A 26993-nucleotide genomic window follows, 5' to 3' on the forward strand; every position below is an offset into this window, starting at 1 on the left:
CTGGCGAATAAATCCATCGGGACTCGTCGCCTACGCGTTCGCCGACTCCAGCGCCGCTCGAATCGCTGACTCCACGTCGTGTTCCGGGCTCCAACCCAGCGCATCGGTCGTCCGGCCGGTGTCGACCGGGAACGAATCGACGAGCGTCTCGTCGTCGCCGCGTGGGTTCTCGACCAGCTCCACGTCGGCGTCGATATCGGCGACCTCGGCAGCGACGTCTTTGACTAGTTCGGCAACGGTGTGGACGCTGGGGTCCTCGTCGCTGGCGATCTCGTACTTCTCGACGCCGGTCTCGCCACGCTCCAACTGACCCAGCAGCCGCTCGCAACTGTCGACGTAGGCCCGGGCCACGTCCTTGACGTGGATGAAGTTCCGGGACTGGGTTCCCGGCTCGTAGACCGTCAGCGTCTCGCCGGCGAGCGCGCGGTTCACGAAGAAGTTGATGACGGTCCCCTTGGAGACGGTCTGCCCGTCGAGTTCGTGACTGCCGTAGAGGTTCGATATCATGAACTGGTGGGCGGGGAACGCGCCCTCGGCGTACGTCTCGATGGCGCGCTCGTTGAGCAGTTTCGTCCGGCCGTACCAGTTCAGCGGGTCCCGCGGGTGGTCGACCGTGATGGGAAACTCCTGTGGGTCACCGATGACGGCCATCGAGAACGGGAACACCAGCGCTGCCCCGGTCTTCCGGCAGAACCAGGCGACGTTGTCGGTCCCCTGGACGTTGGCCTCGTAGGCCAGGTCCTGGTTCTCCTCGCAGTCGTCGACGCCCGAGACTGCGGCGAGGTGCATCACCACGTCGGCCCCCGACAGCGCCGCTTCCAGCCGGTCCCGGTTCCGGATGTCGACGTGCTCGATGTCCACGTCGCCGACGGACTGCACAGTGCCGAGATAGAAGTTGTCGACGGCGGTAATCTCCCAGTCGGGGTGGGCCTGCTGTAGCTCGTAGATGACGCGACTGCCGATGTAGCCTGCACCGCCGGTGACAGTGACGGTGACTGTATCGTCGGACCCGTTCATTGGAGGAAGCATCGTCGCGGCGATATATAGCAGCCGTGGTCTGTCTCGTGGCCCACCGCAAGCGATTTGCGTACACGTACCCATGCATAACGCATGAGCAAAAACATCTCCATCTCCGACGAGGTGTACCGGAAACTAAAACGCGAAAAGGGTGACCGGAGCTTTAGCGAGGTCATCGACGCGAAATTGGAATCCGGTGGGCAGTTGGCAGACGTAACCGGTCAAGAAATCTTCAAGCCCGACACCTACGACGGCGTACAGGACGAAATCGGTCGGCTGAGCGAGGGAACGATGGAGCGACTGGACGATGAAACTCGTTGATACGTCAGTCGTCGTTGACATCGACCGCGGTGGCGTCGACCGGCGTGTCGAGATACTCGACGAAGAAGGGCGACACGCGATAAGCGTCGTCACGGTCACGGAACTCCGCCTCGGCGTCAACAGACAGTATGACCGTGGTACAGACGCACACCAGGAGGCGATGGACGCACTCGAACGACTCTATTCTCGTTTCGATGTTATCGATGTCACCAGAGCTGTGTCTGTGGCTGCGGCAGACATCATCGCCACACTCCGTGACCGAGGTGAACCGTTACACGACCTCCACGACGTGTACATCGCTGCGACAGCCCGAACCGAGCAACTCTCAGTGCTGACTGGGAACGTGGACCATTTCGAACGAATCGATGGGGTCGATGTCACCGATTGGACAGAACTGTGAGTGAGATGGGTCGATGGCGGCGGAGGTGTCGCGAGCGTTAGGTCTCGGTGAACCTCTCCGCGAGGTCGCGGACGCCCTCGCGGAGCGTCCACGATGGTTCGAAGCCGGTTCCGCCCAGCCGGTCGAAGTTGACGTGATACGACGGGCCGGGATGCTCGTCTTCGAGGTAGGTCACGTCGACCGGCGCGACCTCGTCGGCGACGATATCGGCGATTTCGGAGATCTGGTAGTTCGATGCCGCCGACCCGACGTTGTACACCGGTTCGTCCCAGGCTTCTGGGTCGCACGCTGCCTCGGCGTAGGCGCGGGCGGCGTCCCGGACGTGGATGAACGGCCGCCAGTTCGAGCCGTCGCCGTAGACGGTGAGCGGGCGGCCGGTGAGCGCGCGGAACACGAAGTAGTTCACGACGAGGTTGAACCGGATGCCCGGCGAGTGGCCGAAGTTGGTGGCCATCCGGAGGGCGGTCCCGGTCATGCCGAACTCCTCGCAGTACTCCCGCAACAGCGTCTCCGATTCCAGTTTCGTCTCCGCGTAGGGGTTGATCGGGTCCGGGTCGACCGTCTCGTCGATGTCGGTGCTGGTCGCGCGGCCGTAGACGTTACACGAGGAGGCGAAGACGACGTGGTCGACGCCGAGTTTGCCGGCCGCGGTCAGGACGTTCTCGGTGCCGTCGTAGTTGATGGCGAACGTCTCCTCGCGCCGTTCGTGGGTGCTCGCCGCGCCCGTGATGGCCGCGAGGTGGATGACACGGTCGACGCCGCGCATGGCGCTTTCCACGTCGCCGTACTCGCGCACGTCGCCCCGCCGGAACACGAGGCCGTCCCCGAGCGTCCCAAGCAGCGCCCGCGGCGACCCCGACGAGAGGTCGTCGAAGACGACGACGCTGTCGACGCGGTCGTCCGCTCGCAGCAGCGGAATCAGCGCGCTGCCGATGTAGCCACAGGCCCCGGTGACCAGCACGTCCATGGTCAGTCCTCGCTCAGGACGCCCGGCAGGAAGCGGTCCTCGTGGGCTTCGATGGTGTCGGCGTAGCGGGTCAGCGTCTCGAAGATGTCGGCGACGCCGTCCTCGACGGACTGTGACTGGCCGCCGATGAGGTCGGCGTAGCGGTCGTTCTCGATTTCCATCTTGTGGGTCTCGTCCTCGTCGCGGGGGTTCTCGAAGTGCTCGACGGCCACGTCGAGGTCGTACTCGCTGCCCACATCTGCAATCGTCTCGGCGATCTCGACGATGCTGATTGCGCGCGTGACCTGATTGTACACTGTCAGCCCGTCGGGGCGCTCGTCGGGGTCGGCCAGCGCCACTTCGGCCAGCCCTTCGACGGCGTCCTCCAGCGAGATGAACGGCTTGCGCTGCTCGCCCTTGCCGTAGACGGTGACGGGGTAGCCCGCGACGGCCTGCGCACAGAAGCGGTGCGTGACCGTTCCGAAGTAGTAGTCGAAGTCGAAGCGGGTCTTGAGCCGGTCGTCCGCGCGGGTCTCCTCGGTCTCGGTCCCGTAGACGATGGCCGTCCGCACGTCCGAGATCGGGATGTCGAACTGCGTGTGGGCCAGGCGCATGTTCTGTGCGTCAAAGCCCTTCGTCGCGTGGTACCAGCTCCCGCCCATGTTGGGGAAGGGCACGTCGTCGCGCTCGCCCCGGTTCTCCATCGTCGCGCCGCCCTCGGGGATGGGGAACTCCGGCGCGCCGTAGACGCCCGTCGTCGTCGTCTCGACGAAGTGGGTGTCGGTGAGGTCGTGTTCCTCAAGCCCCCACAGGAGGTTCCGTGTCGCCTGGAGGTTGTTGTGCTGGGTGTAGTTGGCCCGCTCGCCGTTGATCTGTGAGTACGGCGCGGACGGCTGGGCGGCGGTGTGGACGACCACGTCGGGCTCGTGGACCGCAAGCAGTTCGTCGACGAAGGACTTCTCGGCGAGGTCACCCTCGACAAAGGAGAGGTTCGTCAGCCCGTGGACCTCGCGGGCCGCGTCGAGACGCTCGTCGATGCTGGCGACCGGTGTCGCGCTCGTCGCGCCGACGTCCTCGACCCACCCTCGTCGGGCGAAGTTGTCGACGAGCAGCACTCGGTCGTCCGTTCGGTCCGCGATTCGCAGGGCGGCCGGCCACCCGACGTAGCCGTCGCCGCCAGTGATGAGGATCGTCATAGTTACTCAAATAGTGAGTAACCGCGACGCGTAATCAATCTTCTGTTCAGTCACTCCCCCTACAGCTTGACCTCGTGAGACACGGGCGCGCATTCAAAACAGCAATTGTCACCCTCTATCGGCCGATGTCGAACCGCTCGAAGTACTCCGTGACATACTGGTTCGCGTCCGCCGGTGGCTCCGTGACGACGCGATACGCGTCGTGTTGGTCGTCGAGCGCTATCTCCGTTCCCTCTTCGGGCACGACTCGATACACGACTGGTATCGTGTGCCGGGAATCGACGCCGTCGACCGACGAGGTGTCCCAGAAGTGTTCGCTGACGCCGAGTCGCTCCGCCTCGACCGCGCTGAGGCCGAGTTCCTCCTCGGCGATGCGTGTCGCCGCGTCGTCCAGTCGTTCGCCCTTGTAAAGTCGACTCCCCGGCCAGAACCACTCGCCTTTCGCTGGCTCGTTCTGCCGTCGCGTGAGTACGATCCCGTCCTCGTACTCGACGACGAGGTCGACACAGGGCTGGGGCATGTTGTCGAGACAGGTCGCGAACGTCTCCGCCGGAATGCGTTCGTCGTGGAGTTCCATACCGCTTCGCTCGCAGGCCGTCCGTGAAACCGCTCCGCTTCTCGCTGTTTCGCAACCGTTAAAACCGACCCTGTCTTCTGTCCACTTGCTATCGCACGGGCCGGTGGGGTAGCCTGGTATCCTTCGGCCTTCGGGTGGCCGTAACCGCGATTCGAATTCGCGCCGGCCCATTTTGGCTGTCCCCCATATTGGTGCCGACGGTAATCGCCACACAGCAACGGGTTTCGCGTTGCTATCGCGCCCCGAGTGGGGTCGATTTCAATTGTCGCGCAATTGGTGGTCGAAGCAGTCATGTGGTTTCCGTAGAGCCGACAATGGCTGGCGCACGCACTTATATAAAACCTCGCACCAGCAGAACTTCTTTTTATAACGGGGGAATTAGTGTCAGAAACTACAAAGGGCTCTGTTCTCCCTGGGTTTCCATCAGCTCATCGTATTCCTCCTTGACTAGCTCCATCTTCTCCAACAAACTGTGAAGGGCATCCAGCTGATTCTCGGAGAGGGTCGGCCCGGTGTCCATCTCTTCCGGTTCCAACGTGTACGTACCATCTTGGTAGCGCACAGTTAGCTGGCCGTTGTGATAGTTTTCGCTGATGAGGCATCTCCGGATGTTCCGACGGTCTCAGCAAAGTCGAGCAAGGCCTGCATTTGCGGGGGATTGAGAATCAGACTATGCCACGGATTCAACGTTTCGTGGGCTGTCGCGAAACTGTACACGTCACACGACGAGCTGGAGGGCGTTCGGTTCCGCGACCAGAAGCAAATCGAGAACCAGAAAGACATGACCATTGTCGTGCGCGACCTCGCCGACATATTCTATGAGAAACCCAGTGACGATGTTGATGTCAAGTCTCGAGAAGAGCCGAGTTCCGGACTGGTTGTTCCTGACGACTGGCCAGAAGATGCGGAGCAAAAGACACTGGATGAGCTCTAACGACGACTGATATCGTCACCTGTGTCGCTCGGTGAACCGTTCCTTTGCGTGCTTTTCGCAGAGTAATTCGCCTGTTTCTGGGTCTTGCCACGTAGCGTCGTCATCACACCTCGCGCATTCGCCATTGACGGATGAGATTGGGCCACGGTCACCCATCTCCAGTGATTCCCTGATGATTTCCTTAGCTTCTTCGTCAACGTTGAGGGCGTCTTCCATGTCCGACAGTTGACTGTGCAGACACTTAGACCACCCCACCACTCACACTGAGGGGTGTCCTGTCTTGCTGTCCGGGAGGCTAAAACCAGAGCATTTCGTCGTAGCGCCGATTAGGTTAGAGTCAAGGTTATTATGACTATGCCAAACTTTGTACCGGTAACCACATGGCCCCTGACTGGTTCACACAAGTCGATTTCGAAGATTCCTCTTACGACGAACATTTTCAGCGTATACATAATCCAGAATCGGGTTACAAGTACATCCAGTACCTCAACAACAACCTCGGCTCCGAGGACGAAATTCACGGCTATGCCCAAGTCGATCTCTTCCGGGCTACCATGCAGTATACCGAGGAGTTCCTCATCTACTTCCTCTCCTACATCAACACCGAAGACAACTTTGTTGAAGACTTAATCCGCAACCAGGTTCGGACTTTCTGCAAAAAGTTCCTCGACGGAACTCCGGATGAATACTTCGAAGACGCCAGTTTCCAGTTCAGCGATCGACTCAAGGCCGTCTTCGGATATGATGTGATCCTCGCAGCAGACGATCCAGCCAGTCGTTTCGACGATGGGCTTGAGGTAGACCAAATCGAGGACTACGTTACACGATCGGTCGAGCATATTCGAGCACAACTCACCGACATTTGCCGATTCTATATCGATTTCATCGATATGTACAACTCGACTAAACATGGAAACAAATTCCAGATATCTCCTAGTCCCACGATGGAGATACATGGAGAATACACGCACGAGCCCGACGAAGCATTCGCCAGTTTCCTCTGCAAACGCAGTAGCGAAGCAGGTGAGGGGCAACCATATCTTGTCAACTACCCACTCAATCGCCTTGTGGATCGCAGTCTCTCTATTTCCGAGGTGACTAATTCACTCTTCTCCTACATGAACACCGTCGTTGAGGAACAATTAGAAGAGAGCACCACACGAACCAAGCGCTTCTTCCTCAGCGAAGACGCGGAGGAGGAAGCTGTCGATGACGAGACCGAAGACAACCAGACGATCGAAGTCTGGAATCAAGACTCAAAGTTTGTTCTCCCGCGAACAGAAGAGTTAGCAGAATTCGTTGCTGAACCGGTTACCGAAGTAGCAGTCCGGCTGTCATTGAATAATCACACAGTGCACGTGGAGACGATGGGCAACGCTGAAACGTCAGATGACTACCCAATATTAGGAACGATATCCTTCGACACTCAACCCGGCCCGAGGCTGATTACAGAGTACACTGCCAGCTTCGAGTTTGATCTGCTACAGATGGACATCAAGCAGTACTCTGAGCTTGTCAAGTACAGTGAGAAAGCCGAGAACGATGAGCTGTCTCAAATGGTCATCAAGTTTGATGATACGGGTGTTGAGGTCACCGAGCCAATCGATGGTCTAAATCCCCCCGAGATTACAGCCGAAACAGACGATGATGTACTTGAGAGTCTTGCACTCGCTCAAATCATTTCACAGACGCGTCTCCCTCTCCCGCCGACTTTCTTAGAGGGCCAAGCAGACGTGATCGTTGATTCCGTGCAGGACAGCCCACAACAGGATGATGTTCTTGACGCAATCGAAGAGGCGCGCGGGATGGGCGAAGGAGAGGAATATACGCAAATCTTGGCGGAAGCACCGGATGACGGGCATCTGGAATCCTTACAGTTGTTTCCTGGGTTCATCGAACTAGAGTATTCGATGGATGGCATAGATGGTGAGGAGATACCAGGTTCGTTCCGTGAGGTCTGTGAAGATCCTGATTACGACGACCCTAGTTTTAGCATCACAGATCGGCCTGGGACATATGAACAGTTCGTTGAGGACGTCACATCACTAGGTTTGCCGGCGCTGATTGTGCCGAGACCGGTTGAAGAGGATGTAGATTCGGGGACTTTCTCCGTGGACATCGAAATAAATTACAAGTCACAAACGTACTGGTACGACCTGCACCGGGTCATCATACGTCGCCCGGACTAACTGAGGGGTGTGGTATTAATAGGGCGATTCTTGACCACTCACAAGGAGGGGTGTGATTTCATTTCGACAACGGGGTCTTCATTTCGACCCTACCCCCTTCATTTCGAACACAGTACTTCGATTGTTCATGATTCCACTCACAACGAGAAATGTTTCTAGTATCCCGTTTCGGTGAATGCGTTCTACTCCTCACTAATGACTTCTTCTGGCCAACAGTCAGAACACATCCGGACGTTTTCTTCTTGAAAATCGATCCGTGACCCCAAGTCCAGATTAGATAGATGGGACGAGAGGAGAATCCCGCATTCTGTCGCATCTCTCTGCTCACCAGTACTATAGTCGGATACTATCGCATGGCAAGCACCTTCGATCTTTACTGCACTGTGTCCATGCATCTCTTTGTCGAAATCAGGTGGAGTGACTGTCATAGGAGATTTGTTCGGTGCTTGTATGATTAGTGTTCCCCTCACCAACATGCCGAGTATAACGTGTCGAAGAAGGGAGGTTTACGACACAGAAGTGTTTCCACTTCCGGTCTGGTTTGCTCAGTTATTACCTTCTCCAGATACGAGATCCATATATGCCCCTACGTAGCGATCCCACCAACCCATACGCAAAGGACTAAACACAATGATGGTTCCTGCCGTAGAGGGAAAGATACATTAAACGATCCATCGGAAGTGATAGACAGCAAACAACCCGACGCTCGGATTCACCAGCAAGGTGAAGAATGGAAAAATCAGGAACACTGCTCGATTTCGCACAGATCGACACGCTGTCCAAGCTGTCGCAATACACCGAGCAGCGGGTACAACGTGAAGATGAACCTGTAAGAGCAATCACCTTCGTCTCAGAAAGCCCTCCCGCCGAAGTTTTTGACGAATTTGACCCAACCGGATTCCACATCGAACTTGAAGACCAAGGCGAGTTCATAACCGCTTCTCTCACTCGCCGGTTGAAGGGTCAGGGTGAGGAATACGACGATGATGGATATCGGTACGTAGAAGGTGAATTCTACCTCTTCGCACACGACAACGCCGACGTCTATACCGCATATACAATTTCAGACAGTGACTTCTACAAGTACGGCCTCAAGCGTTACCTGCAAGCTCTCCCACCAGAGCTGTCCCTGTCTTTCATGGACAGCGGTGACCTTCGGCGCCTGTTCGAAGTACTTGATGACAGTATCGATGGCCAACTCGTCGCAACACGCGCAGTCATCAAGTCTCCAGGTGCGAACACAGATGTTCGGTATTTCGACGACACCGACTATTTCGAGGTATTCAACTCACCGGAAGTCGCCGAACAAGATTACTACGTAGACAAACTTGAGTTCGAAGTCAGACAGTCCTCCCGCGATTTTAGTGGACAAGTCTCTCGAAAGGCTGAATCCCGCTTCGTTGACGGCGAGAGCGCAATTTACTTCCAACTCTTGTTGGAGAACGTCGCCTCCCTTATTTCGGACAAGAGCGACCTCTTCTCCAACCGATCTCGTGAATACGGTTCCAGAGAGGCCGAACCAATACAAATCACCTACCGAGAAGGATCAATCGAAGGGCGCGAAGAGAACTACCGGTTAATCCGAGCGCTCGACGGATTGAGTAAATCATCAGTCACGGTCTATCACGACAACCCGTATATGCACGCCTCCGTCCTCGATTTCAACGATGGAACAACCGCGGACGTGTTCTTAACCTCTGACAGCAATGTTTCCATCATCCCGGGGTTCAATGCCTCCAGACGGGCTCTCTCGCGCATCACTGACCAAATTTTGGAGGGATTCCGTGAAGGAGAGCTCTCCGTTGGACGCGGGTCAAAACGGGACTTTGACGACTATTTCTCAGAGGGGTAGATACACATGGGTGAGGAAGAGTACCGAGAGTGCGTCGATGATATCTTCGAGAACTTTCGGAGATACGACCAATACGTCGACGTCGTCTCCAGCTGGGAACATTTCCTCACCGAACAATACGATCACAACGATATGTTCCATTTCGACCGTTTTCCGGCTTATTTTCCCGATGATTCAAATACCCCGTTAGAACCTAGCTTCTCGGTACTGTTCAACAAAGACTATGGCATCGTATTTGATGTAAACCAGAAACTACCATCGGTCGAGACCCAATTCGAATCCCGGCTCACCGAGCTAGAACAATACGATCAAGACCTACAGTTTCATGCTGGAAACGGTGATCGGGTTGCCCCTTCGAAGCACGACATCGCGCTGCTAATTAACGGAGATAACTTCCAAACCGAGAAACTCCGTGTTAGGAATGCACTCGACGAGAGTCAATTGGATGTAGAGTCAAATCTGGTGTTGTTGAGCTACCAGTACATCGATCAGGATACTAACCCGAAGTACCAGTTCCAGAGGGCCTCGATGGTAGGAGATAACTTCGGGGATGACGCCCTACCCGATTCCCTTCAGATGAGTACTCGGATGTCGATGGAGGGAGGTACGTTCAAGAATATCGACATTCCAGCAGAAGTTTTCTACGACCGGAAGGCGACCGGGGTGTTATTCAACAGTGAGCCACCGCCACTGTATCTTGCGTGCTATATCTGGCATACGGTGCTCTACGACCTGTTAGATGATGACCAGCGAATAGTCTGGCAGCGGAGAGATCCGACGAAGATCCTCGACTTGGTCGTCAATGTAAGTGACCTTACAGAGCGGCTGAACCGAGACTATATTCCAGATGGCGGTGTGCACGAAGATTGGGTAGACAACACGCTGGAGTACATGTGTGTTGCCGAGACTGCTGATAAAATCGCAGATGGTGAGTACTACGTGAAGTTCCGGAATCTACGAGACAAGCGTAGAGAGTACAACGACACACTCAGTGACCGGAGTGAACATTCAGACCTAGCCCATCTCTTCGCTGAGTGGCATTGCGAAAACACAGTTGAAATGGAGAGTGGAGAACTCCAAGAGTTGGTGAAAGCAGATACGTCGAATGGGCCTGATGAGCCTCGAGAAGACCTCACACAACCGGAACTCGGAGAGTTCTGATACGATGGACGGAGACACCCGAACAGTGGGTGGAAGCAGATTTTCTGTGAAGGAGGATTTGGCTGATCGGTATCAAGAGATGCTAGACAGTCAGTTGTCTGCGATTGAAAACTTCGACACGAAGGCTTGGAGGGTAGCGCGACTGGTGGGGATTTTGCTTGGTGTGCTTTTTACAGGCGTTTCGGTATTCTCATCGCAGGTCTCTGTGGATCTGACCATAGAATATCTTCCAATAATCATCGCGGTAGGAACGGGAGTTTCGGCACTGATTGTCTCCCTCATTTTTGCTGCCTTATGCATCCTGAGTACGACAGCTGGGTTCGGCTTGAGGGTGGAACTTGCAGACGCTCTGAATGAAGGGGGAGTTGCTGAGGAGGACTATCCAGGACTTGTCACAAAGAGCTACTCGAAGAACATCGAGAACAATATCAAAGTGATGAGGGCCAAGGGCCGTCGGCTCCGATATGCTCTTTCTGCGCTGGTAGCTGGTATTCTGATGCTCTCGGCAGGAGGTATTTTGTTGTTCGTTACGCTTGGGTATTGGATTCAGATCGGGTTCCTTCTGCTTGTCGTGGTGTTGATAGTGGGGGTTCTATACTACGTCCTGACGATGCAGTATTCTGTATTGGAGAACGGGGGCGGGGAGGGAAATAACAACGATGAGGACGAGTATTAACAGACGGTCAACTCTCCTCGGAGTGTAGGATACTACTTCAAAATGCCATTTCGTGCAATCTTAGATGGAGAGGTTGTTGCACCGAGCGTTGTAGACGATGGTCAAGCAGTCCGTTGTCCTGAATGTGGAGGAGCAATGTATCCACGCGGAGGGGATAATGTTGCCCGTCACTTCTACCACGAGAATGTTGACATCGTTGGTGGCTGTGAGTACGCTGGTGAATCTGATGTTCATCACCGCTGCAAGGCCCTTGCGCTAGCAGCACTGAAGGAGCAATTTGGGACGATGGCCTACCGGTATGGCGTCGAAGAAGACGTAGATGTGGCGTTTACCCCTGATGGGCCTGACCGTCGGACAGCTGATGTGCTTCTCGAGTTCGATTCAAGGAACCGATACTTTGGAACAGGACTCGTCATCGAAGTCCAGCACCGGAACAAGGACAAGGATCTCCGGAAGGTGACCTATGACTATGTCTCTGCGGATTATTCTGTCGCGTGGCTCGGCCCACAGCATTTCGATGAGGAGTCTCTGGATTGGGATGTTATGAACGAACTATTCGCTACGTATAAACAGAGGCACGACTGGCAAGGAGGGGAGCCAATTGATGTGGGTCATGCCATCAGCGTCCGTCAGCGCCACCCTGATTCGCTGGGTAAAATACCGGAGTCGTTGGAGCAGTATCGGAAGTATCCACACCCAGGAACAGATGTGTCGGAGGGCAAGTGGAGTTTCATGAAGAATCCGTGGCAGTAGTGTTGGGAGCTAGTGGGCTACTCAGCCGTGTCGTTCCTCGAAGAACTCCCGTTGGTGTTCCTCACAGAGCCACTCGTCGCCCGGCCCGGGGACTGCATCTTTCTCGCACCGAGCACACGTTTGTCCTTCCGGTGGGGACTTCGCACCAGGGTCACCCATCTCGACTGACTGTTTAATGATTTCCCTCGCTTCTTCGTCAACGTCGAGATCGTCGTCCATGCTCAATAGTAGCTTACCCCTATCACTTAGAACACCCCACCACTCACAACGAGGGGCGTGTCTTGATTTTGACCCACTCACACTGAGGGGTGAGTGACTAATGCCCCATATTCATAGTGAACCGAGGTACCCTGATTTACGACGACGTCCACCGCTCGAACGGCTATGACGATATTCAGTTTGGGAGTCTGTTTGTACTGACCGCCTCAACGGTGATCTTTCGGACAGCAGATATTTTATAACAAACCAGCATAGAAATGGTATATGATCGGTGGAGGTGTCTCTAGCGAGGTTGTCAAGTGTATCGAAGAGTGGGTTCCTGGAGATCACGACGACGAAAGTGGATTCCAAGATGAGCTACAGAATTACTTAGATGAGCGACTGAATGAATCCGACAACGCAGACATGCATGTAGGGCTTGGCGGCAGTTCTGGTGAGCAATTCCCAGTCCGCGTGGAACACGGAAAATCAAGAGCCGATGTTGCAGTGGGTGAAGAGGTTGGGATAGAGTTGAAGTACAATTTAACAAATAACCGAGTATACGAACTAAAAGGGCAAATAGACACCTACAGGAAAGAATACCCATGCGTGGTTGCGGTTGCGTGCGGTCTCTCAGACAAAGGTAGATGGCGAGAAATACAGAACGAGTACGGGGGGATGGGGACAGTTGGCATGAATCAAAGTGAGGTACACTTCATCCACAAGCAGTCGGAGCATTTCGGGAAAGACCCATCAGAAGTTCGTGACGATAGTGATGGATTCCTAGGTGAAGGAGGGCTGTTATAATGGCTAACGAAGACCCACTCGAAGACCTTCCCGATTGGATTGTTGTTTTGATGCTAGTTTTGTTCCTGATCGGTGCTGGTCTCGTTCTGTATCTCTGATAATTAATCTTCTACGAATCTTATGTTCTTGATCTTGGTCGCACAGACAGGAGTTAATATACCGCTGTTGATATAGCAAATTGTATGCCCTGTGAGGATTGCGGTCGTCTTCTCTGCGCGTCTCGGGACGATAGCTCGCTCTACTGCCCAAGATGTGCTGGGCTTCCTGTTGAGGGGACTCATGTTGTTCGAGCGAAGACGGAATGGTTGCTAGAGGATTACCTCACAGACAAAAATATTCTCGTTCTTGTTGAGGACTACAGCAAGGCCAACCTCATTTTAGCTTCGCTCACACAACTAAACCAGATTGCGAACGTCTTCTTCAGCGAGAATGGAATGCCCGTCTCTGATTTCGGGTACTTAGCGTACATCATTCGGTCAATCTACCAGAAGAACGATTTTGGAGAGGAACAACTATCGCTACCGTTCGACTCTGACAGTGAACTTGAGGTGCTGAAGGACGCCTATACAACCGTTGTTTCCGCATACCGGGACGCTCGTGAGCAATTCAGTATCTGCATAAAAAACGATGACTTCACCGGTGAATGGTCGAACTTCGCATCGGACTACTCACTCCACCAATCAGAATATGGACTGTGCTTCGAACGATGCGTTAAAAGCATCCTCTGTGGCGACCCGGATCACTACGAGGATTACTCGTATGTCGCAGATGTACTGAGATCAGTCGATAAGACAGATGTGGGCGATGTGGAGACCAACTGGGAGTTTGGGGATGCATGGTATCAATTCATACTTCAACTTCGATTGATGGCCTCGACCGATGAGATGGTGGGGAACATCTATGCGACGAGACTCCCTAGCGACGTGACGATTTTCGATATTGAGACGTTCATCGATGCACTTGATAACCGATTCACATCCGAACAACACACCAGAATGCACGAAGAAGGCTACGCTACCGTACTAGATCGGGCGGAGGTTGATCAGTGTGGGGAACTGGCATTCGGTGACGCTTGGAAGGATGTGCAGGATCAGGTAATCGTCAGTAAGAACAATTTGGATGCTCACCCGTTTTTATTCGAGCTGGAAGTCGAACAGAGCAGGCGTATCAGTAATAACCGGTATCGGAGAGAACACGTTCCCAAGGTGTTCTACCCCCGATTTTACACCCGGCTGTTGAAGTTCCAAATCTTCCCACTTCTGAAAAACGGAGAAGATCCATCAGGGCACGAGATTCTCACTGGAATCACTGGTGATCGGGGTGAGGTGTATGAGCGGAATCTCTATGAGTTCCTCAAGGATAATGGGATTGAGTGTTACCACAACGCCAAACTCCCGAATCGAGATTCACGAGAAATCAATCTGTTATGCAGAGTTGATGACTCGCTTATCTTCATCGAGGTTAAGTATCTACTCCCGCCCATACACCTGAACTCTGAAGAGGGTGTGCAGATACTCAACCAGAAGTTTGATCTCAAAATATTCAATGAGGTGAGTAGCGATTCTGGCCGGAGTCCTGAGGGGACTCCATTTCCGGAAATTGTTGATTCATGGGTTGATCTTGATGCTGGGGATCGTTTCCATTCCCAAGTCCAAGAGGGATCTGGTGGGAGGGAGCATCATACGGTGGGGGATGATTGGGTTGATTTGGGGGTGAAGAAGTTCGTTGTCTCAAATGTGGTTCCATCATACATCGAGAAACAGGGAGTGCGGTTCTTGACTGACTTAGAGTTCTACAAACTCATCGAACACGACGACGATCGTGTGCTCTATACTCTTCCGTAGAGGCTGACCCAATAATAATCTCTATTTAGTTTGGGTAAATAGCCGAAGACAGATTGGCTTCACAAGCCTGTTCACGGGGTAGGGGAATCAGTGCTTCTCCTTTGTTTATATATAATCACGGTTACAGATGTACGTGGAGCGATGTTCGTCAAGACGACGTTCCTCTCGAACCATCATTATTCGAGACGTGGTGTGCCGAATTCGGCATCTCGAAATTGTTGGAGTTTCTCAGGATAGCGGTCTTCACATTCGAGACGGGCACCGTCTGCGCCGATGCAATCCTCGTGAACCTCACCACCTTTGATATGGGCTGCATTCGTGACAAGATCCTCATAGAGGTCGATCACGGCATCTGAACTGCCCTTGAGCATTACATAGGACGCATAGCCTGGTTCTTCAAGAACGAATTCCCCAGACGAATGCATCTTATCGCCAGTAATGGGGTTTACACACGTGATCATGAGCACCTGGTCGTTATACCAGTGCCAGTACCGTGTGTGGATACCATCACGCGTTACTTCGTCAAGCGTGTACGTGTCTGTCAACTCATGACGGTCACAGAGGTCAGCAAACGTTTCTGCGTCAGGAAACGTCGTAAGGTCAAAGTCGACATTCCGTTCGTAGGGAATCGAATATTCACGACCAACAGAGGGAGATTCTGAGGGAAGGGTGAGATATGTGTGAGACATTACGATTCATAGTCAAGACTCGGTAGTAATAACGATAGCGCAGATTCCAATGATAGTGTAGGTGGAGTGATATTAGTCAGGGTTCTGATAGACTCTTTTGTCTCACGGTGTTAAGTGGAAGGCCCGGTTTCCGCTATTTCCGCAATTAGTGTCTGTTCGGAAGGTAACCAGACAAAATCTACCGTAGTCTTAAGTGCATTATCTGATTACAGACAGTAGACTGAGCATGAGCGGATTAGGGAATGAATATCATCACGCTAAATAATGGTATACACCTCCCAATAGAGTTCAAGAATGGACAAAAGAGCACTTCGAAGAAATAAAGGGCGAACAAGACTCTATCAATGGATTCCATTAGCAAACCCCTCATCAAAGACCGACAAACAGTAAATCAATGAGCGATACCACCTCCAACACCACAAAATCGACCGGACAGCCACCATCAATCTTTGACGCTTGCAGCCCTCGCCAAGACGTTCTTATTGGCGAATTAGCCGAAGACCAGTTCGCCGCAAGTCTCGCTGACGTCGCCCACAGCACCGATGCCCCCGACGTCTACGCAGACCCGCAACTCTTCTTCGAAAAAACATACCCTACAGACGGCCTACAAGACCTTCTCAGCAGACTCACTACCCGGTTTGTTTCGGCCCACAACAATGAATACAGCGGAACTAACGGGATTCTCCGGCTTGACACCAGCTTCGGGGGCGGCAAAACCCATAATCAGATCGCTGCCTATCACCTCGCAGAATCACCAGACTCCGTTCCCGACCTTTCAGACTTCCTCAAAGATCAAGATATCGCGGATGCATATACTGACGCCGCGGCCCTTGGGCTCGACGTCAACACCGCGGTCTTCGTCGGCACCCACATCGGCGCGCAAGAAGCACGTTCGAACTATGACGACCCAGATGCTCCCGCAACGAAGACGATGTGGGGTGAAATGGCGTATCAACTCTTTGGGCGTGAAGGCTATGAATTCCTCCGGGAAAACGACGAAAGCCGTTCTCCCCCAGGTAGCAACAAGCTTGAACGCCTCTTCGAACGTCATTCTGACCCGTCACTAATCCTCATTGACGAGATGGCAGCATACCTGGAGCAGGCTGCCGCTGTTGAGGTTGGTAACTCAACGCTTGCCAAGCAGACGAATACCTTCCTGATGTCGCTGCTCTCGGCGACTCAGAACACCGACGATATCACTGTCGTTCTCAGTATCGCAGATACTGCCTTCGCCGACCAGGCAGAGGATGTCCGCGGGCTTGTCTCAGAAGTAATCGCTGAATCAAATAGCATCACTGACCGGACTGAAGGCTCCATCACACCAACTGAAGACGACGAAGTCGCAGCTGTCCTTCGCCACCGATTATTCGAGGATATCGACCCCGACGCCCGCGGTTCGACCGTAGACGCCTACTCGTCGTTCTACAATGGCGATCAGAGTTCCTTCCCTAGCAGTGCATCCAACGCAGAGCATCGCGAGCAACTCAAAGAGAGCTACCCGATACATCCGACGGTCATTGATACGCTCACTGAGGAGCTGGATTCTCTTCCCTCGTTCCAGCGAACACGAGGTGCGTTGAAGCTCCTGTCCCGAGGTATCTATCGTCTTTGGCAACAACGCGATCAACAACAGAACCGGCACTACGTTCGATTGTTTGATTTACACCCGTCGGACGGCGACGTCCGCTCCACGCTGCTTCGACTGTTCGGTTCCGTCGATATGGACTTCGAGGCGGCCATCAAGGCAGACATTTACTCCGAAGATGGAACTGCGAACGCCGAGGAAGAAGACCGGAAATGGACGAAGAAGGGCCACCCGCCAATCGGAACTCAGCTGACGACCACCATTCTGTGGCGAAGCATCGTCAAGGGTGCCGACGGGCGTGGAACAACACGGCGCCCTCTCCGTCATGCCATCGCCAACACCAACGTTGAGCTTGCCCACTACGATGATGCACTCAACAATCTCCTTGGTGAGGGACGTAAGTCCGCGTGCTTCTATCTGCACGGCGATAACGGTGAGAAGATTCAGTTCAAGTCCGAACCAAATCTGACGAAGCTCATTGATTCCGTCGTCGAACAATTACAGGACGGCCTCTCACGCCGGCATCTTGAGGAAGCTCTTGATTCTGCACTCGGGCAAGGGAGCCTCAATGTGATTGTTGGGCCGGAGGAACCACACGAGATCCCCGATACTGCTGACGAAGCACATCTCTGCGTGATGGACTTCGATACAGTCAGCATCACTGACCCAGAGGATGTCCCCGAAGCCATCGAAGCGCTGTTCAACAACACAGCGTCCTCAAGAGGTGGTCAGAAAACGCCGCGCGTGTACAAGAATAACATTCTCTTCCTGGCAGCGAGTGCTAATGATGTAACTGATGCAGAGCGTACCGCCGAACGCGTTGCTGCCATCAAGCATATCCAGAATCATCTTGGCGACCAATACGAGCTGAATTCCGAACAACAAGACAAACTCGCTGAACGGCTTGACAGTGCCAAAGGGACGCTCGATCAGGACGTCAAGAAAGCCTACACCCATTTGTACTTCCCATCTGAAGACGGACTCTCGCACCGTCGTATCACGACAGATAGCACGATCCACCAGAGTGTTATCGACAAGCTGGATGAGGCAGGTGCAATCATCCCCGAAGGTGAAGATGCGTACGGGGTTGACTGGTTCGAGGCGACAATTTGGAACGTTGGTGCGGATTCCATGACGACGCGGTCACTTGAGGAACAGTTTGGACAGCGCCGAGACGCCGAAATTCTGCTGTCACCAATCCCGCTGCGAAAGACGATCGCGCGCCTCGTTTCAGAGGAGAACTACGCCTACTGGGACGGAGACAACGACACTGGCTACTACACAGAGGGGGCCTCGATTACTCGCAGTGACCACGATCTCGCTGATGCGAAGAATATCTCTGATGGCCTGAAATACCAGAGCGTGAAGCTCTCTCAGACCCACACAGTTTACACTTCCATCGATGAACTGGTCGAGGATGTAGGCGATGAAATTGACTGGGAGGAAGAGGACGAATCTGACGAGACAGACGGAAAATCGACCGGTAGTACGACCGACACTGGTGGCGACGAGCCTGAGAAGAAAACTGAGGACGACGACGAGTCCTTCAGTCGCCTGATTGAAGTCGAGACGTCCGATCCCGTCCACGTTTCTCGTGCACTCCAGGAGATGCGGGCGGATATCGCAGATGCACTGACCGAAGCAGAAGAGGATTACCGCGGCCACCCGGACGAACTCACACCCGTTGTTGAAGGTGTCTGGATTCGGATTGACGGTGCTGATGGGTGGAAGGGCGCTTGGTTTACAGCGAACAAGCTCGGAGACTCGGACGAATTCAGTGATGTGACTGGGATGGAGTTCGAGTATACCGCAAACGATGGCGCGGATGAATATTCCGAATTCGAGGTAGAATTCGACGGTAGGCCGGACGTGTTTGCCGATCACCTTCGGTTCAATATGGAACCTGAAGATCTGTCGAGTTCAGGTGGTGGGCGAACGGCAGAGGCCGACTTCGACATCGAGTTTGACGAGGATGATCGTCCGCTGTACGGCGAGACGTTCGATTCACTCGATGAATTGCTTGCCGTGGACAACGCGTTCACCGTCACAATGCAGGCACACATTCGTGTCGAAGGCACTAGTGGAGGGAGCCAGTAATGTCGCATGGTGTCGCAGAGGGGGAGTCGTTCGCCTACACAACCGGTGTGTACGGCAACAGGCCGACGTTCATCCTTACACGCGACCGGGTTGAGGATCACCATGAAATTACGCTGTACGAACTCGCTCCAGAAGACATTGCTACTGCTCGAAAAGATCGGTTTGCTCGGGCGAAGAAGTCGGTCAACATCACGATTTGTGACCTAAAGGAGTCAATCAATGGTGGCGAGTCGCCATCCGATCTGGTCGGGTCTGAGGATGAGGTAGCGTACGATTGGGATGGATGGTGTGCAATTAAGATAGCGACGCTACGCGGAGCCGGATTCAACGAGGCCAGCTATCTTATTGAATCGACGTTCCGAGAAGCGGGGTTTGACTCCGAAATTGTGTGTACTGGTGAACCCGCCAGTGTAAGTCTGCCCGAGGCAGCAGGAGTTCGATTATCGATTGCGTTCCGAGCTATGAAGCCCGTTCAAAGACGTGATCGACTTCGCGAAATCGCCCAGGGAATCGATCAGATGAGTCTTGGTGAATGCTACTACTGGCACGCCAAAGCCCGTTCACCAACCTCACCGAACGGATCGAAAGCACTCCGAGTACTGCTGGCTGGACACATCGAGTAAGACGAGTCACAATTCATGTCTGAGCAAACGCCTGACGAAGTTAATGAAAAGGAATCGAACGCGCCAGAAAAAGTGGCGATTGAGTCACAATTGCCGCTCACAGCTATTGACATTGAAAGTCAAAAGGATATCACTCCTCCTCGTGGGCATCCAATCCGTGGCCTTCATAAGTGGTTTGCTGCTCGCCCTACACCGGCTGCCCGACTTGCCATTCTCGCGTCTGTCTACCCCGGTGAGATTGACTCAGACCAACTCTTGAACCTGATGCAGATTGGGCCGAAAGCACTGGATTCGAACATTGCGGAGTACGTTGAAGGGAAGTTTACGGAATCGAAGGGGAATGGTACACTTGATGACCACTATGGATATCCCAATCCAAACACACAGTCGCCAACAGAGGCTCAAATCAAGGAATTACACAAAACTCTTAATGATGGTTGGGGCGGTGATGGCCCCACAGTTCTCGACCCGACAGCAGGCCGCGGAATCATACCATTCGAAGCAATGCGATACGGGATGGATACAAAGGCAAATGAACTCAACCCAATCCCGGCGCTAATAACAAAGGTTGGTCTTGAATATGCTCATGACGTTGGATCGTTAGAGCCAGATATTACTAGTTGGTGTAAGAAGATTGATGAGAAAGCGAGGGAGAATGTTGACCCATACTATCCAACTAAAGAAGACGATCGGCGAATTCTGAACTCTGCATTCACGTACTTAATCCGCTGCGATTCCTGTGGTGGAAAAATCCCGCTGGTAATGAAATGGTGGTTGCATACTACTCCCGAGGGTGGCGATGCAATTCGTCCAATTTACGAAAACGGTGAAGTCGAGTATGAACACGTTCTCGTCGAAGAAACTGACGACGATTACGATCCAGATGAGGCCCCAGTGACACAAGGCGATGCAGAATGCCCGCACTGTGGAGTGGTCACGGAAAGTGATGAAGTGAGAGAACGGATTCGTAGTGACGAGTTTGAGTACAGTATCTATGGCGTCAACTATGAGACTTCACAGGGCGAGTGGGGCTTCCGTGCAGGGGATGAAATAGATCAACAGGGGATGCAGAAAGCATTAGAACGGATTGAGTCTGACTTCGCACTACTAGACTTTCTTAGTGAACCAATTGAGGTCAGTAGTAGACTCAATGACCCAACAGCATACGGAATGGCGGAGTGGCGGGACATCTTTACCCCGAGACAGCTTGTTGTCCATTATGAATATCTCCGGGCGTATCAGCACTATGCTCCCGAGATACGGGAGGAATACAGTGAACAAACAGCGGAAGCCATCTTGACGATTCTTGCATTTGGTGCAAGTAGGTCAATTACTCGTAGTAGCCGTCTTTCTTCCTGGCGTGATCGCCGAGGAGTTGGTGGTTACATTTTCTCAGAGAATAATTACTCCTTCAAGAAGATGGCAGTCGATAACAACTTATCTGCACCACGAAAGGGCTACTACACACGATGTGAGAACGTCATTGAAGCGTACGAAAAGCTAGTCACATACCTTCCAGAAGGTGGGCCAGCTAATATCGCCTGTCAAGACGCAGCCACCCTCACCGAAACTTGGGAACCCGAAAGTGTTGATGTAGCCGTCGTTGATCCGCCTTACTATAGTAGCGTTCAATACGCAGAACTCTCCGATTTGTTCTATGTCCTTCAAAAACAGTATCTTGAGGATATCCACCCTGAACTCTTCGACTCTAAACTAACGAACAAAAGTGACGAAGCGGTAGCAAATCCCGCTCGGTTTGATGAATTGGTTGATGAAGAGCAGTCGAAGAAGGAACTCTCGGACAAATATTATGAAGAGAAGATGAGTGACATCTTCTCAGAAATCCATGATCTCCTCAGTGCGGGCGGAGTCATCACGGTCATGTTCACCCACCGAGAAATGGAAGCCTGGGATACCCTCACAACAGCGTTCATCAATGCAGGGTTCACAATTACGGCGACCCACCCCATCAAGACGGAGATGGCTGACCGAGTAACTCTTCAAGAGAAAGCAAGTGCAGACAGTTCGATTCTTCTTGTCGGGCGGAAAACGGGAGAGGGAGGAAACGAAGAGACAACACTTTGGGAGGACGTCGAATCAGATATCCGAACTACTGCGAAGCAGGAGGCCGAAAACGCCCTCAATTCAGGACATAGCATATCAAAGATTGACACTATCATTTCAGCTTACGGCCCGACTCTCCAGCAGTACACTGAGTCGTACCCAGTCGTGAATAAGAAGGGCGACTCAATTCGTCCCCGGGAGGCGTTGTCTACGGCTAGAAATGCTGTCACAGGGGTTCTCTCAGAGCGGTACTTGGAAACAGAAGGACTCGACGAATTGGATGAACTAACTCGTTGGTATGTCCTCTGTTGGCTCATATATGAAAACGATACGCTCCCTTACGACGAAGGAAGACAGCTTGGCGTTGGTGTTGGGATAGATATTGACAAAATCAAACGCTCAACAAAGATCTGGGGCAAGAGAAGTGGTGAAATCCAATTAAAAGACCACACCGATCGAGTTCAGGATATTGTCATGCTCCGCAGCGAAAGCGCAGACAACCCATCCACTCGGAAGTACCCTGTTGACCCAACTGACGAACGGTTCACCTACACAATCGATACCGTCCATGCCGCACTGCATGTCTATGACCGTGAGGGCGCGAATGCAGCGTGGGAGTGGCTTACTGAACGAGGCCTAAAATCCGATAGTGCATTTGAGGTTACCGTTACTGCTCTTCTAGAAGTTCTCCCATCGGATACTGGGATGTACAATACGCTTGTCAATCTCGTATCTGGTGAGACAGGCGATTACTTGGACATCAATCTCGATCACATCGATATGTCTGGGATTGAACGACAGAGTTCGCTTACAGATCACACAGAATGACGCTTCAGGACGTATCGTGGGAACCGGTCTACGAGAGTGGGTTTAGTGGCGGTCAGACGTTGATGGATACCTTTTACCGCCCGTTCCTCGAGGAGGTCATCCGCTATGATCGACTAGCGGGATACCTCAGCCTTCGCAGCCTCGCTCACGCACTTGAAGGCGTAGACTCTCTGTTAGAAACCGACGGTACCGTCCGTGTCATTGCCGGCGCTGACCTCCAACAACGCGAAAAGGGCGCAATGTTCCCTGACGCAGATGAACCGCTTGAATCCTGGGTGGAGTCACAACTCACCATCATCGCCACCCTCCTCGACCGAGGAGATTTACAAATCAAAGTTGGTGACCCGAAATCCGGTGATGGTCTCTTCCATCCCAAATTGGGCATTGGTGTTGACCGAGACGGGAATAAGGTCAGCTTCGAAGGCAGCGTCAACGAAACGCTAAGCGCTTGGCAGTACAATTACGAGCGTTTCAAAGTCCATCGTTCTTGGAACCGAGGGGAAGCCAAGTACGTCGAAGAAGACGTATCCACCTTCAACGCACTGTGGAACGGCTTCCATCCATCCGTCAATGTCTACGAGCTCGACGAAGCTGCTCGTCAAGACCTTATCAAATGGAAAGACACTGATGGCGACCTCGAAGACCACATCCAGAACGTCCGTGAGCACTCACCCCAGACCACGCTCACAGAAGCAGACACAGCAGATGTCGTCTCCGTAGCAGGCCGCACTCCTGGCGGACTCCACCTCGCAGAGGATGTCAGTACGGTCACACCGTGGCCACACCAGCGAACGATCTCTGACACCGCAGTGAGCATCCACCCGAACAACCTGTTGTTCTGCGACGAAGTGGGGCTCGGCAAGACCATCGAAGCCGGACTCACACTCTCACGCCTCATGCACACCGGCGATGTCGATTCAGCACTTTTCCTCGTTCCAGCCGGGCTCGTCCAGCAGTGGCAAGACGAACTCCTCAACCGGTTCAACATTCACGCCTACTACCACGACCGCCGCTACGACGGGGACTACCTCGTCGGGCCGCTTGGTGGGCCAAACGATCATGGAATCAAAATCGATGGGCATGTAGACGCTGACGATTGGGAAGACACCCCGTTCGGAGGGTTCGTCGAGAGCCGAGACCACTCGACTGTCATCATCGAGTCCTGGCACACAGCCCGGATGGACTCCAACCAGCAACACGTCGCTCCATCGACACGAGACACGGCCTGGGATCTGACCGTCGTGGACGAAGCCCACAGCGCTCGTGAAGGAACGAAGCTCTACGAGCTGCTTGGAGAAGTCGAGTCGGTATCCGAGTGCCTGTATGCACTCACAGCGACGCCGATGCAACTGAACGTCGGCGAGCTCTACGACCTCCTCCGACTCTGTGGCCTCCCGGATTCGTGGGACAACAAGGAACGGTTCGTCCAGTTCTTCGAGACTCGCCGTGCGCTTCAAAATAGTCTCGCCACCGTTGGGGAGAACTATACGACGGTTTCAGACGGACGGCAACAGGTTCTCAAACAGCTTCGAAAGGAATTAGATTTGGAAGACAATGAGGGGATAGCCCGCTTGAAGCGGTTCGGTCAATTGCTGCACGACCACATCACGACTAACCCCGGGTACGGCGAGCGTGCAGAGCGATTAGTGGATGAAACAGACACTGCATCACTGCAACAAAAGAAGGCGCTAGAGAAGCTCGTCGGTGTGCGTGATACCTCTTCCCGGTTCGACGACCCACGGTCATTGATGTTCAATTGTGGGCCAGAATCGTGGGGTGCGTTGGTTTCAGCGACAGAGTGGGCAACACCCGTTCAGTCGCGTATCTTCCGGAATACTCGGGCGGTGCTCGAGAAGTGCCAGGAACTCAATTTGCTGACGGATACAGTCCCAACACGGTCGGTGGAGACGAAGCGTATCGAGCTCGGTGAGGCGGAAGCACTCTACGACAAGGTCGAGGAGTACATCGACGAGACGTACAAGCAGTCTCAGAAGGTACTCACCGGCAAAGAGAAGCTGGCGCTGGGGTTCGTGATGACCACTTACCGGCAGCGCCTCACGAGCAGTCTACACGCGATCCAGCAGAGTCTACAGCGCAGGATGGAGAAACTCGACCAGGAAGTCGAGGACATGACCGAGGAGGTCTCGGATTTGAGCGAAGACACTGGTGTTACTGAAGCAACGATTGACGAAGTGGTCGGGACTGAATCACTCGACGGCTACCAGCCGACTGGCAGCCATGCCGCGAACGTAATCCAAGCCGAACGAGAGGCGCTTCGAGACTTCGTCGATGATCTGACCCAAGCACACACCGACCCGAAAATCGCGCAACTCAGGCGAGATATTCGCGGGCTCCGCCAAGTTGCCCGTGACAACATCATCATCTTCACACAGTACCACGATACGCTCGACCACATCCGACGAACACTGACCGATACCCACCCGCACGTCGGCACCTACAGTGGCGGGGGCGGGAAGCAATATGACGAGGAAACGGATTCGTGGAGAGAGGTCGGGAAGGAGGCAATCAAGCGCGACTTCACGAACGGAGAGACGAACATCCTCATCTGTACCGACAGCGCGAGTGAAGGGCTGAATCTCCAGACGGCTGATGCGTTAATCAACTTCGATCTGCCGTGGAATCCGATGCGTGTTGAGCAGCGTATTGGTCGGATTGACCGAATCGGCCAGAAGAACGAGGTGGTGCAGATCATCAACTACGCCTACAAAGACAGTATTGATGGCGACATCTACGAGGAGCTGGAGGAGCGCTTGGAGTTGTTCGAGAACGTCGTCGGGCCGATGCGGCCCGTGCTCAACAGCATTGAGAGCGATATCAAGCAGGCGGTAATGGGTGGCGACAACGAGTCTGATGCGACCGAGCAGGTGGTGGCTGAAGCGGATTCACAGGCGAAACAAGCCAAAGAGAAAGCCGAAGAAACCGGGCTTGAAGACGAGAGCGACTCCGCGGCAACTCGTGAGGAAATCATCGAGAGCTCAGGGCTCGATGGGTGGGAAAAGCGTCGGCATCCGGCCCTGGTGAATATTGGTGGAGATGACCGGGCGTATGACCCTGTAGTGTCTGTGGAGACGATTGAGTCGCTGTTGACACAGAGTAGCCGGGTCGAGGAGGCGGAGTGGTTGTTTACTGCACTTCGGAATCACGACCGTGCTGAGGAGTACGAGGGGGTTGCAGATGGGGCGTATGTGCTGAGTGTCCCGGACTGGGACTTGGTTGCTGTGCCGGACTCGATAGCAGAAACAGCCCAGGAAGAACTGGGTGGGGCAGATGGTGTTGTCGTGACATTCCTGCCCTCTGTGGCTGAAGAGTACCCCTCGATTCGACTAGTGCTCCCCGGTGATCCGCTGTATGAGGTGTTGGTGGGGATTGCCGCAGCTGGTGAAGCGTCTACAGTGGAAATGGTCTATGGTCGGGGTCGTGGCGGTACGGCTGAGGTCACCATCGGAGAGAGTGGTATCGAGATTGAGGATGCGGACGTTGTGGCTCCGGCGACGAAGAATGAGTCTGTCACTAATCTGCTTGGTGGAGGATCTCTTGAGAGCGTTGATGGCGCAGAACAAACTGTTCTGGAATGGCTTACTGTTGGCACGTCAGCGGACGAATAGTCGTCTGAGTGGAGTACTCGTCGAAGCCGTCGAGAGTGGTTATCTCCCATTGAGTGTGTATTTCTACCATGTTAGATGATAGGAACAGCTCCCGGCGTTTTCCACCCTTTGTTCAGTCTTGATAGTAAGTGGTGCAGTTCCTCGATCACCTCCCATATCTTTCCAAAGTGTGAGCGTCTGTAACGAGAAATCTGCAAATAGTATTCTGGTCTGCCACCAGCTGCGAGGTTGATATCGACAGCCCAATACTGGCCGTCGTCGTCTTTGACCAAATCTACTCCGACACCCTGAGGTTGAACCGTTCAACAAGTTCTCGGGGGGATGATGCAAGCGCTGGTCTGACTTGTATCTGGTTGAGGAACTGCTTTTCTCCATAGAGCTTTGAAGTAACGCATCTCCCTGCGACATGTATTCGTTCCCCGTCGTTGACGGCATAATACTTGTAATCGACTGGCTCCGTCAGGATTAGCTTCTGATAGAAATCTCCATCGTCATTGAGTTCGGGTTCGTTGTTCCAGATGTAGTAGCCTTTAGCGACGTACTCGTCACCGGGTTTCTTTCTGGTCTTTGGCTTTTTATATCTCCACTTCGCAGTAGGAATTGTTGAAAC

Annotated in this window: 21 protein-coding genes and 1 tRNA gene; 15 read left to right on the top strand and 7 right to left on the bottom strand. The window is 53.6% G+C overall.

Features of this window, described 5'->3' with window-relative positions; all coding sequences use genetic code 11:
- Positions 1-30 precede the first annotated feature (30 nt).
- Positions 31-1017 (bottom strand): NAD(P)-dependent oxidoreductase, encoded by a 987-nt coding sequence (locus tag KZ498_RS05180; protein ID WP_312617411.1) that lies wholly within the window; start codon positions 1015-1017, stop codon positions 31-33.
- Positions 1018-1110: 93 nt separating this feature from the next.
- Between KZ498_RS05180 and KZ498_RS05185 the strand changes: the two genes are divergently transcribed.
- Together KZ498_RS05185 and KZ498_RS05190 are read left to right on the top strand one after the other, a co-directional pair.
- Complete coding sequence (locus tag KZ498_RS05185) at positions 1111-1338, top strand: antitoxin VapB family protein (RefSeq protein ID WP_312617412.1); 228 nt, start codon at positions 1111-1113, stop codon at positions 1336-1338.
- Entirely contained in the window at positions 1325-1738 is a 414-nt protein-coding gene (locus tag KZ498_RS05190; protein WP_312617414.1) for a type II toxin-antitoxin system VapC family toxin, read from the top strand. The genes KZ498_RS05185 and KZ498_RS05190 overlap by 14 nt, the downstream gene beginning before the upstream one ends.
- 37 nt (positions 1739-1775) lie before the next feature.
- Here the strand turns inward: KZ498_RS05190 and KZ498_RS05195 are convergent, their stop codons facing one another.
- From KZ498_RS05195 to KZ498_RS05205, 3 genes are all read right to left on the bottom strand, one after another.
- Positions 1776-2705 (bottom strand): SDR family oxidoreductase, encoded by a 930-nt coding sequence (locus KZ498_RS05195; RefSeq protein WP_312617415.1) that lies wholly within the window; start codon positions 2703-2705, stop codon positions 1776-1778.
- 2 nt (positions 2706-2707) lie between these two features.
- The gene (locus KZ498_RS05200; RefSeq protein WP_312617416.1) at positions 2708-3880 is read right to left on the bottom strand and encodes an NAD-dependent epimerase/dehydratase family protein; all 1173 of its coding nucleotides are present in this window, start codon (positions 3878-3880) and stop codon (positions 2708-2710) included.
- A gap of 115 nt (positions 3881-3995) precedes the next feature.
- On the bottom strand, positions 3996-4457 hold the full coding sequence (locus tag KZ498_RS05205) for an NUDIX domain-containing protein (protein ID WP_312617417.1): 462 nt from the start codon (positions 4455-4457) through the stop codon (positions 3996-3998).
- Positions 4458-4554: 97 nt separating this feature from the next.
- Between KZ498_RS05205 and KZ498_RS05210 the strand changes: the two genes are divergently transcribed.
- Both KZ498_RS05210 and KZ498_RS05215 read left to right on the top strand, forming a co-directional pair.
- Positions 4555-4627, top strand: a tRNA-Pro gene (locus KZ498_RS05210).
- A 407-nt stretch (positions 4628-5034) separates the two neighbouring features.
- Positions 5035-5391, top strand: a complete 357-nt coding sequence (locus KZ498_RS05215; RefSeq protein WP_312617419.1) for a hypothetical protein — start codon at positions 5035-5037, stop codon at positions 5389-5391.
- Positions 5392-5406: 15 nt separating this feature from the next.
- Here KZ498_RS05215 and KZ498_RS05220 read toward each other — a convergent pair whose 3' ends face one another.
- The gene (locus KZ498_RS05220; RefSeq protein WP_312617421.1) at positions 5407-5607 is read right to left on the bottom strand and encodes a hypothetical protein; all 201 of its coding nucleotides are present in this window, start codon (positions 5605-5607) and stop codon (positions 5407-5409) included.
- A 164-nt stretch (positions 5608-5771) separates the two neighbouring features.
- Here KZ498_RS05220 and KZ498_RS05225 point away from each other — a divergent pair, with 164 nt between their 5' ends.
- The 5 genes from KZ498_RS05225 to KZ498_RS05245 all read left to right on the top strand — a co-directional run bounded on the left by KZ498_RS05225 (position 5772) and on the right by KZ498_RS05245 (position 12022).
- Entirely contained in the window at positions 5772-7580 is a 1809-nt protein-coding gene (locus KZ498_RS05225) for a hypothetical protein (RefSeq protein ID WP_312617423.1), read from the top strand.
- Positions 7581-8310: 730 nt separating this feature from the next.
- Entirely contained in the window at positions 8311-9432 is a 1122-nt protein-coding gene (locus KZ498_RS05230; RefSeq protein ID WP_312617425.1) for a hypothetical protein, read from the top strand.
- Positions 9433-9438: 6 nt separating this feature from the next.
- Entirely contained in the window at positions 9439-10593 is a 1155-nt protein-coding gene (locus KZ498_RS05235) for a hypothetical protein (RefSeq protein ID WP_312617427.1), read from the top strand.
- The gene (locus tag KZ498_RS05240) at positions 10547-11269 is read left to right on the top strand and encodes a hypothetical protein (RefSeq protein WP_312617428.1); all 723 of its coding nucleotides are present in this window, start codon (positions 10547-10549) and stop codon (positions 11267-11269) included. Before KZ498_RS05235 ends, KZ498_RS05240 begins: the two co-directional genes overlap by 47 nt.
- A gap of 135 nt (positions 11270-11404) precedes the next feature.
- Positions 11405-12022 (top strand): hypothetical protein, encoded by a 618-nt coding sequence (locus KZ498_RS05245; RefSeq protein WP_312617430.1) that lies wholly within the window; start codon positions 11405-11407, stop codon positions 12020-12022.
- A gap of 21 nt (positions 12023-12043) precedes the next feature.
- Here the strand turns inward: KZ498_RS05245 and KZ498_RS05250 are convergent, their stop codons facing one another.
- Entirely contained in the window at positions 12044-12241 is a 198-nt protein-coding gene (locus KZ498_RS05250; protein WP_312617432.1) for a hypothetical protein, read from the bottom strand.
- A gap of 264 nt (positions 12242-12505) precedes the next feature.
- Here KZ498_RS05250 and KZ498_RS05255 point away from each other — a divergent pair, with 264 nt between their 5' ends.
- Together KZ498_RS05255 and KZ498_RS05260 are read left to right on the top strand one after the other, a co-directional pair.
- Positions 12506-13027, top strand: a complete 522-nt coding sequence (locus KZ498_RS05255; protein ID WP_312617434.1) for a hypothetical protein — start codon at positions 12506-12508, stop codon at positions 13025-13027.
- Between the two features lie 182 nt (positions 13028-13209).
- Positions 13210-14871 carry a hypothetical protein gene (locus KZ498_RS05260; protein WP_312617436.1) on the top strand — a complete coding sequence of 554 codons (1662 nt, stop codon included), beginning with the start codon at positions 13210-13212 and terminating at the stop codon, positions 14869-14871.
- Between the two features lie 176 nt (positions 14872-15047).
- On the opposite strand, the gene KZ498_RS05265 is transcribed toward KZ498_RS05260, so the two are convergent.
- Complete coding sequence (locus KZ498_RS05265; protein ID WP_312617438.1) at positions 15048-15560, bottom strand: hypothetical protein; 513 nt, start codon at positions 15558-15560, stop codon at positions 15048-15050.
- 394 nt (positions 15561-15954) lie between these two features.
- Between KZ498_RS05265 and KZ498_RS05270 the strand changes: the two genes are divergently transcribed.
- The 4 genes from KZ498_RS05270 to KZ498_RS05285 are packed head-to-tail and all read left to right on the top strand — an operon-like array spanning position 15955 to position 26383.
- Positions 15955-19242: a DUF499 domain-containing protein gene (locus tag KZ498_RS05270; protein ID WP_312617440.1), complete on the top strand. Its 3288-nt coding sequence runs from the start codon at positions 15955-15957 to the stop codon at positions 19240-19242.
- Positions 19242-19865 (top strand): hypothetical protein, encoded by a 624-nt coding sequence (locus KZ498_RS05275; RefSeq protein ID WP_312617441.1) that lies wholly within the window; start codon positions 19242-19244, stop codon positions 19863-19865. The genes KZ498_RS05270 and KZ498_RS05275 overlap by 1 nt, the downstream gene beginning before the upstream one ends.
- A gap of 15 nt (positions 19866-19880) precedes the next feature.
- Positions 19881-22757, top strand: a complete 2877-nt coding sequence (locus KZ498_RS05280) for a DUF1156 domain-containing protein (protein ID WP_312617443.1) — start codon at positions 19881-19883, stop codon at positions 22755-22757.
- Positions 22754-26383, top strand: a complete 3630-nt coding sequence (locus KZ498_RS05285; protein ID WP_312617445.1) for a helicase-related protein — start codon at positions 22754-22756, stop codon at positions 26381-26383. Before KZ498_RS05280 ends, KZ498_RS05285 begins: the two co-directional genes overlap by 4 nt.
- Positions 26384-26993: the final 610 nt, after the last annotated feature.

The sequence above is a fragment of the Haloarcula sp. 1CSR25-25 genome (assembly GCF_032027985.1).
Classification (GTDB): domain Archaea; phylum Halobacteriota; class Halobacteria; order Halobacteriales; family Haloarculaceae; genus Haloarcula.

Excerpts from the sequence above, each read along its gene's own strand:
- KZ498_RS05180 (WP_312617411.1), bottom strand. The coding sequence starts at position 1,017 with ATGAACGGGTCCGACGATACAGTCACCGTCACTGTCACCGGCGGTGCA.
- KZ498_RS05185 (WP_312617412.1), top strand. The coding sequence starts at position 1,111 with ATGAGCAAAAACATCTCCATCTCCGACGAGGTGTACCGGAAACTAAAA.
- KZ498_RS05190 (WP_312617414.1), top strand. The coding sequence starts at position 1,325 with ATGAAACTCGTTGATACGTCAGTCGTCGTTGACATCGACCGCGGTGGC.
- KZ498_RS05195 (WP_312617415.1), bottom strand. The coding sequence starts at position 2,705 with ATGGACGTGCTGGTCACCGGGGCCTGTGGCTACATCGGCAGCGCGCTG.
- KZ498_RS05200 (WP_312617416.1), bottom strand. The coding sequence starts at position 3,880 with ATGACGATCCTCATCACTGGCGGCGACGGCTACGTCGGGTGGCCGGCC.
- KZ498_RS05205 (WP_312617417.1), bottom strand. The coding sequence starts at position 4,457 with ATGGAACTCCACGACGAACGCATTCCGGCGGAGACGTTCGCGACCTGT.
- KZ498_RS05220 (WP_312617421.1), bottom strand. The coding sequence starts at position 5,607 with ATGGAAGACGCCCTCAACGTTGACGAAGAAGCTAAGGAAATCATCAGG.
- KZ498_RS05225 (WP_312617423.1), top strand. The coding sequence starts at position 5,772 with ATGGCCCCTGACTGGTTCACACAAGTCGATTTCGAAGATTCCTCTTAC.
- KZ498_RS05230 (WP_312617425.1), top strand. The coding sequence starts at position 8,311 with ATGGAAAAATCAGGAACACTGCTCGATTTCGCACAGATCGACACGCTG.
- KZ498_RS05235 (WP_312617427.1), top strand. The coding sequence starts at position 9,439 with ATGGGTGAGGAAGAGTACCGAGAGTGCGTCGATGATATCTTCGAGAAC.
- KZ498_RS05240 (WP_312617428.1), top strand. The coding sequence starts at position 10,547 with ATGAGCCTCGAGAAGACCTCACACAACCGGAACTCGGAGAGTTCTGAT.
- KZ498_RS05245 (WP_312617430.1), top strand. The coding sequence starts at position 11,405 with ATGTATCCACGCGGAGGGGATAATGTTGCCCGTCACTTCTACCACGAG.
- KZ498_RS05250 (WP_312617432.1), bottom strand. The coding sequence starts at position 12,241 with ATGGACGACGATCTCGACGTTGACGAAGAAGCGAGGGAAATCATTAAA.
- KZ498_RS05255 (WP_312617434.1), top strand. The coding sequence starts at position 12,506 with ATGATCGGTGGAGGTGTCTCTAGCGAGGTTGTCAAGTGTATCGAAGAG.
- KZ498_RS05260 (WP_312617436.1), top strand. The coding sequence starts at position 13,210 with ATGCCCTGTGAGGATTGCGGTCGTCTTCTCTGCGCGTCTCGGGACGAT.
- KZ498_RS05265 (WP_312617438.1), bottom strand. The coding sequence starts at position 15,560 with ATGTCTCACACATATCTCACCCTTCCCTCAGAATCTCCCTCTGTTGGT.
- KZ498_RS05270 (WP_312617440.1), top strand. The coding sequence starts at position 15,955 with ATGAGCGATACCACCTCCAACACCACAAAATCGACCGGACAGCCACCA.
- KZ498_RS05275 (WP_312617441.1), top strand. The coding sequence starts at position 19,242 with ATGTCGCATGGTGTCGCAGAGGGGGAGTCGTTCGCCTACACAACCGGT.
- KZ498_RS05280 (WP_312617443.1), top strand. The coding sequence starts at position 19,881 with ATGTCTGAGCAAACGCCTGACGAAGTTAATGAAAAGGAATCGAACGCG.
- KZ498_RS05285 (WP_312617445.1), top strand. The coding sequence starts at position 22,754 with ATGACGCTTCAGGACGTATCGTGGGAACCGGTCTACGAGAGTGGGTTT.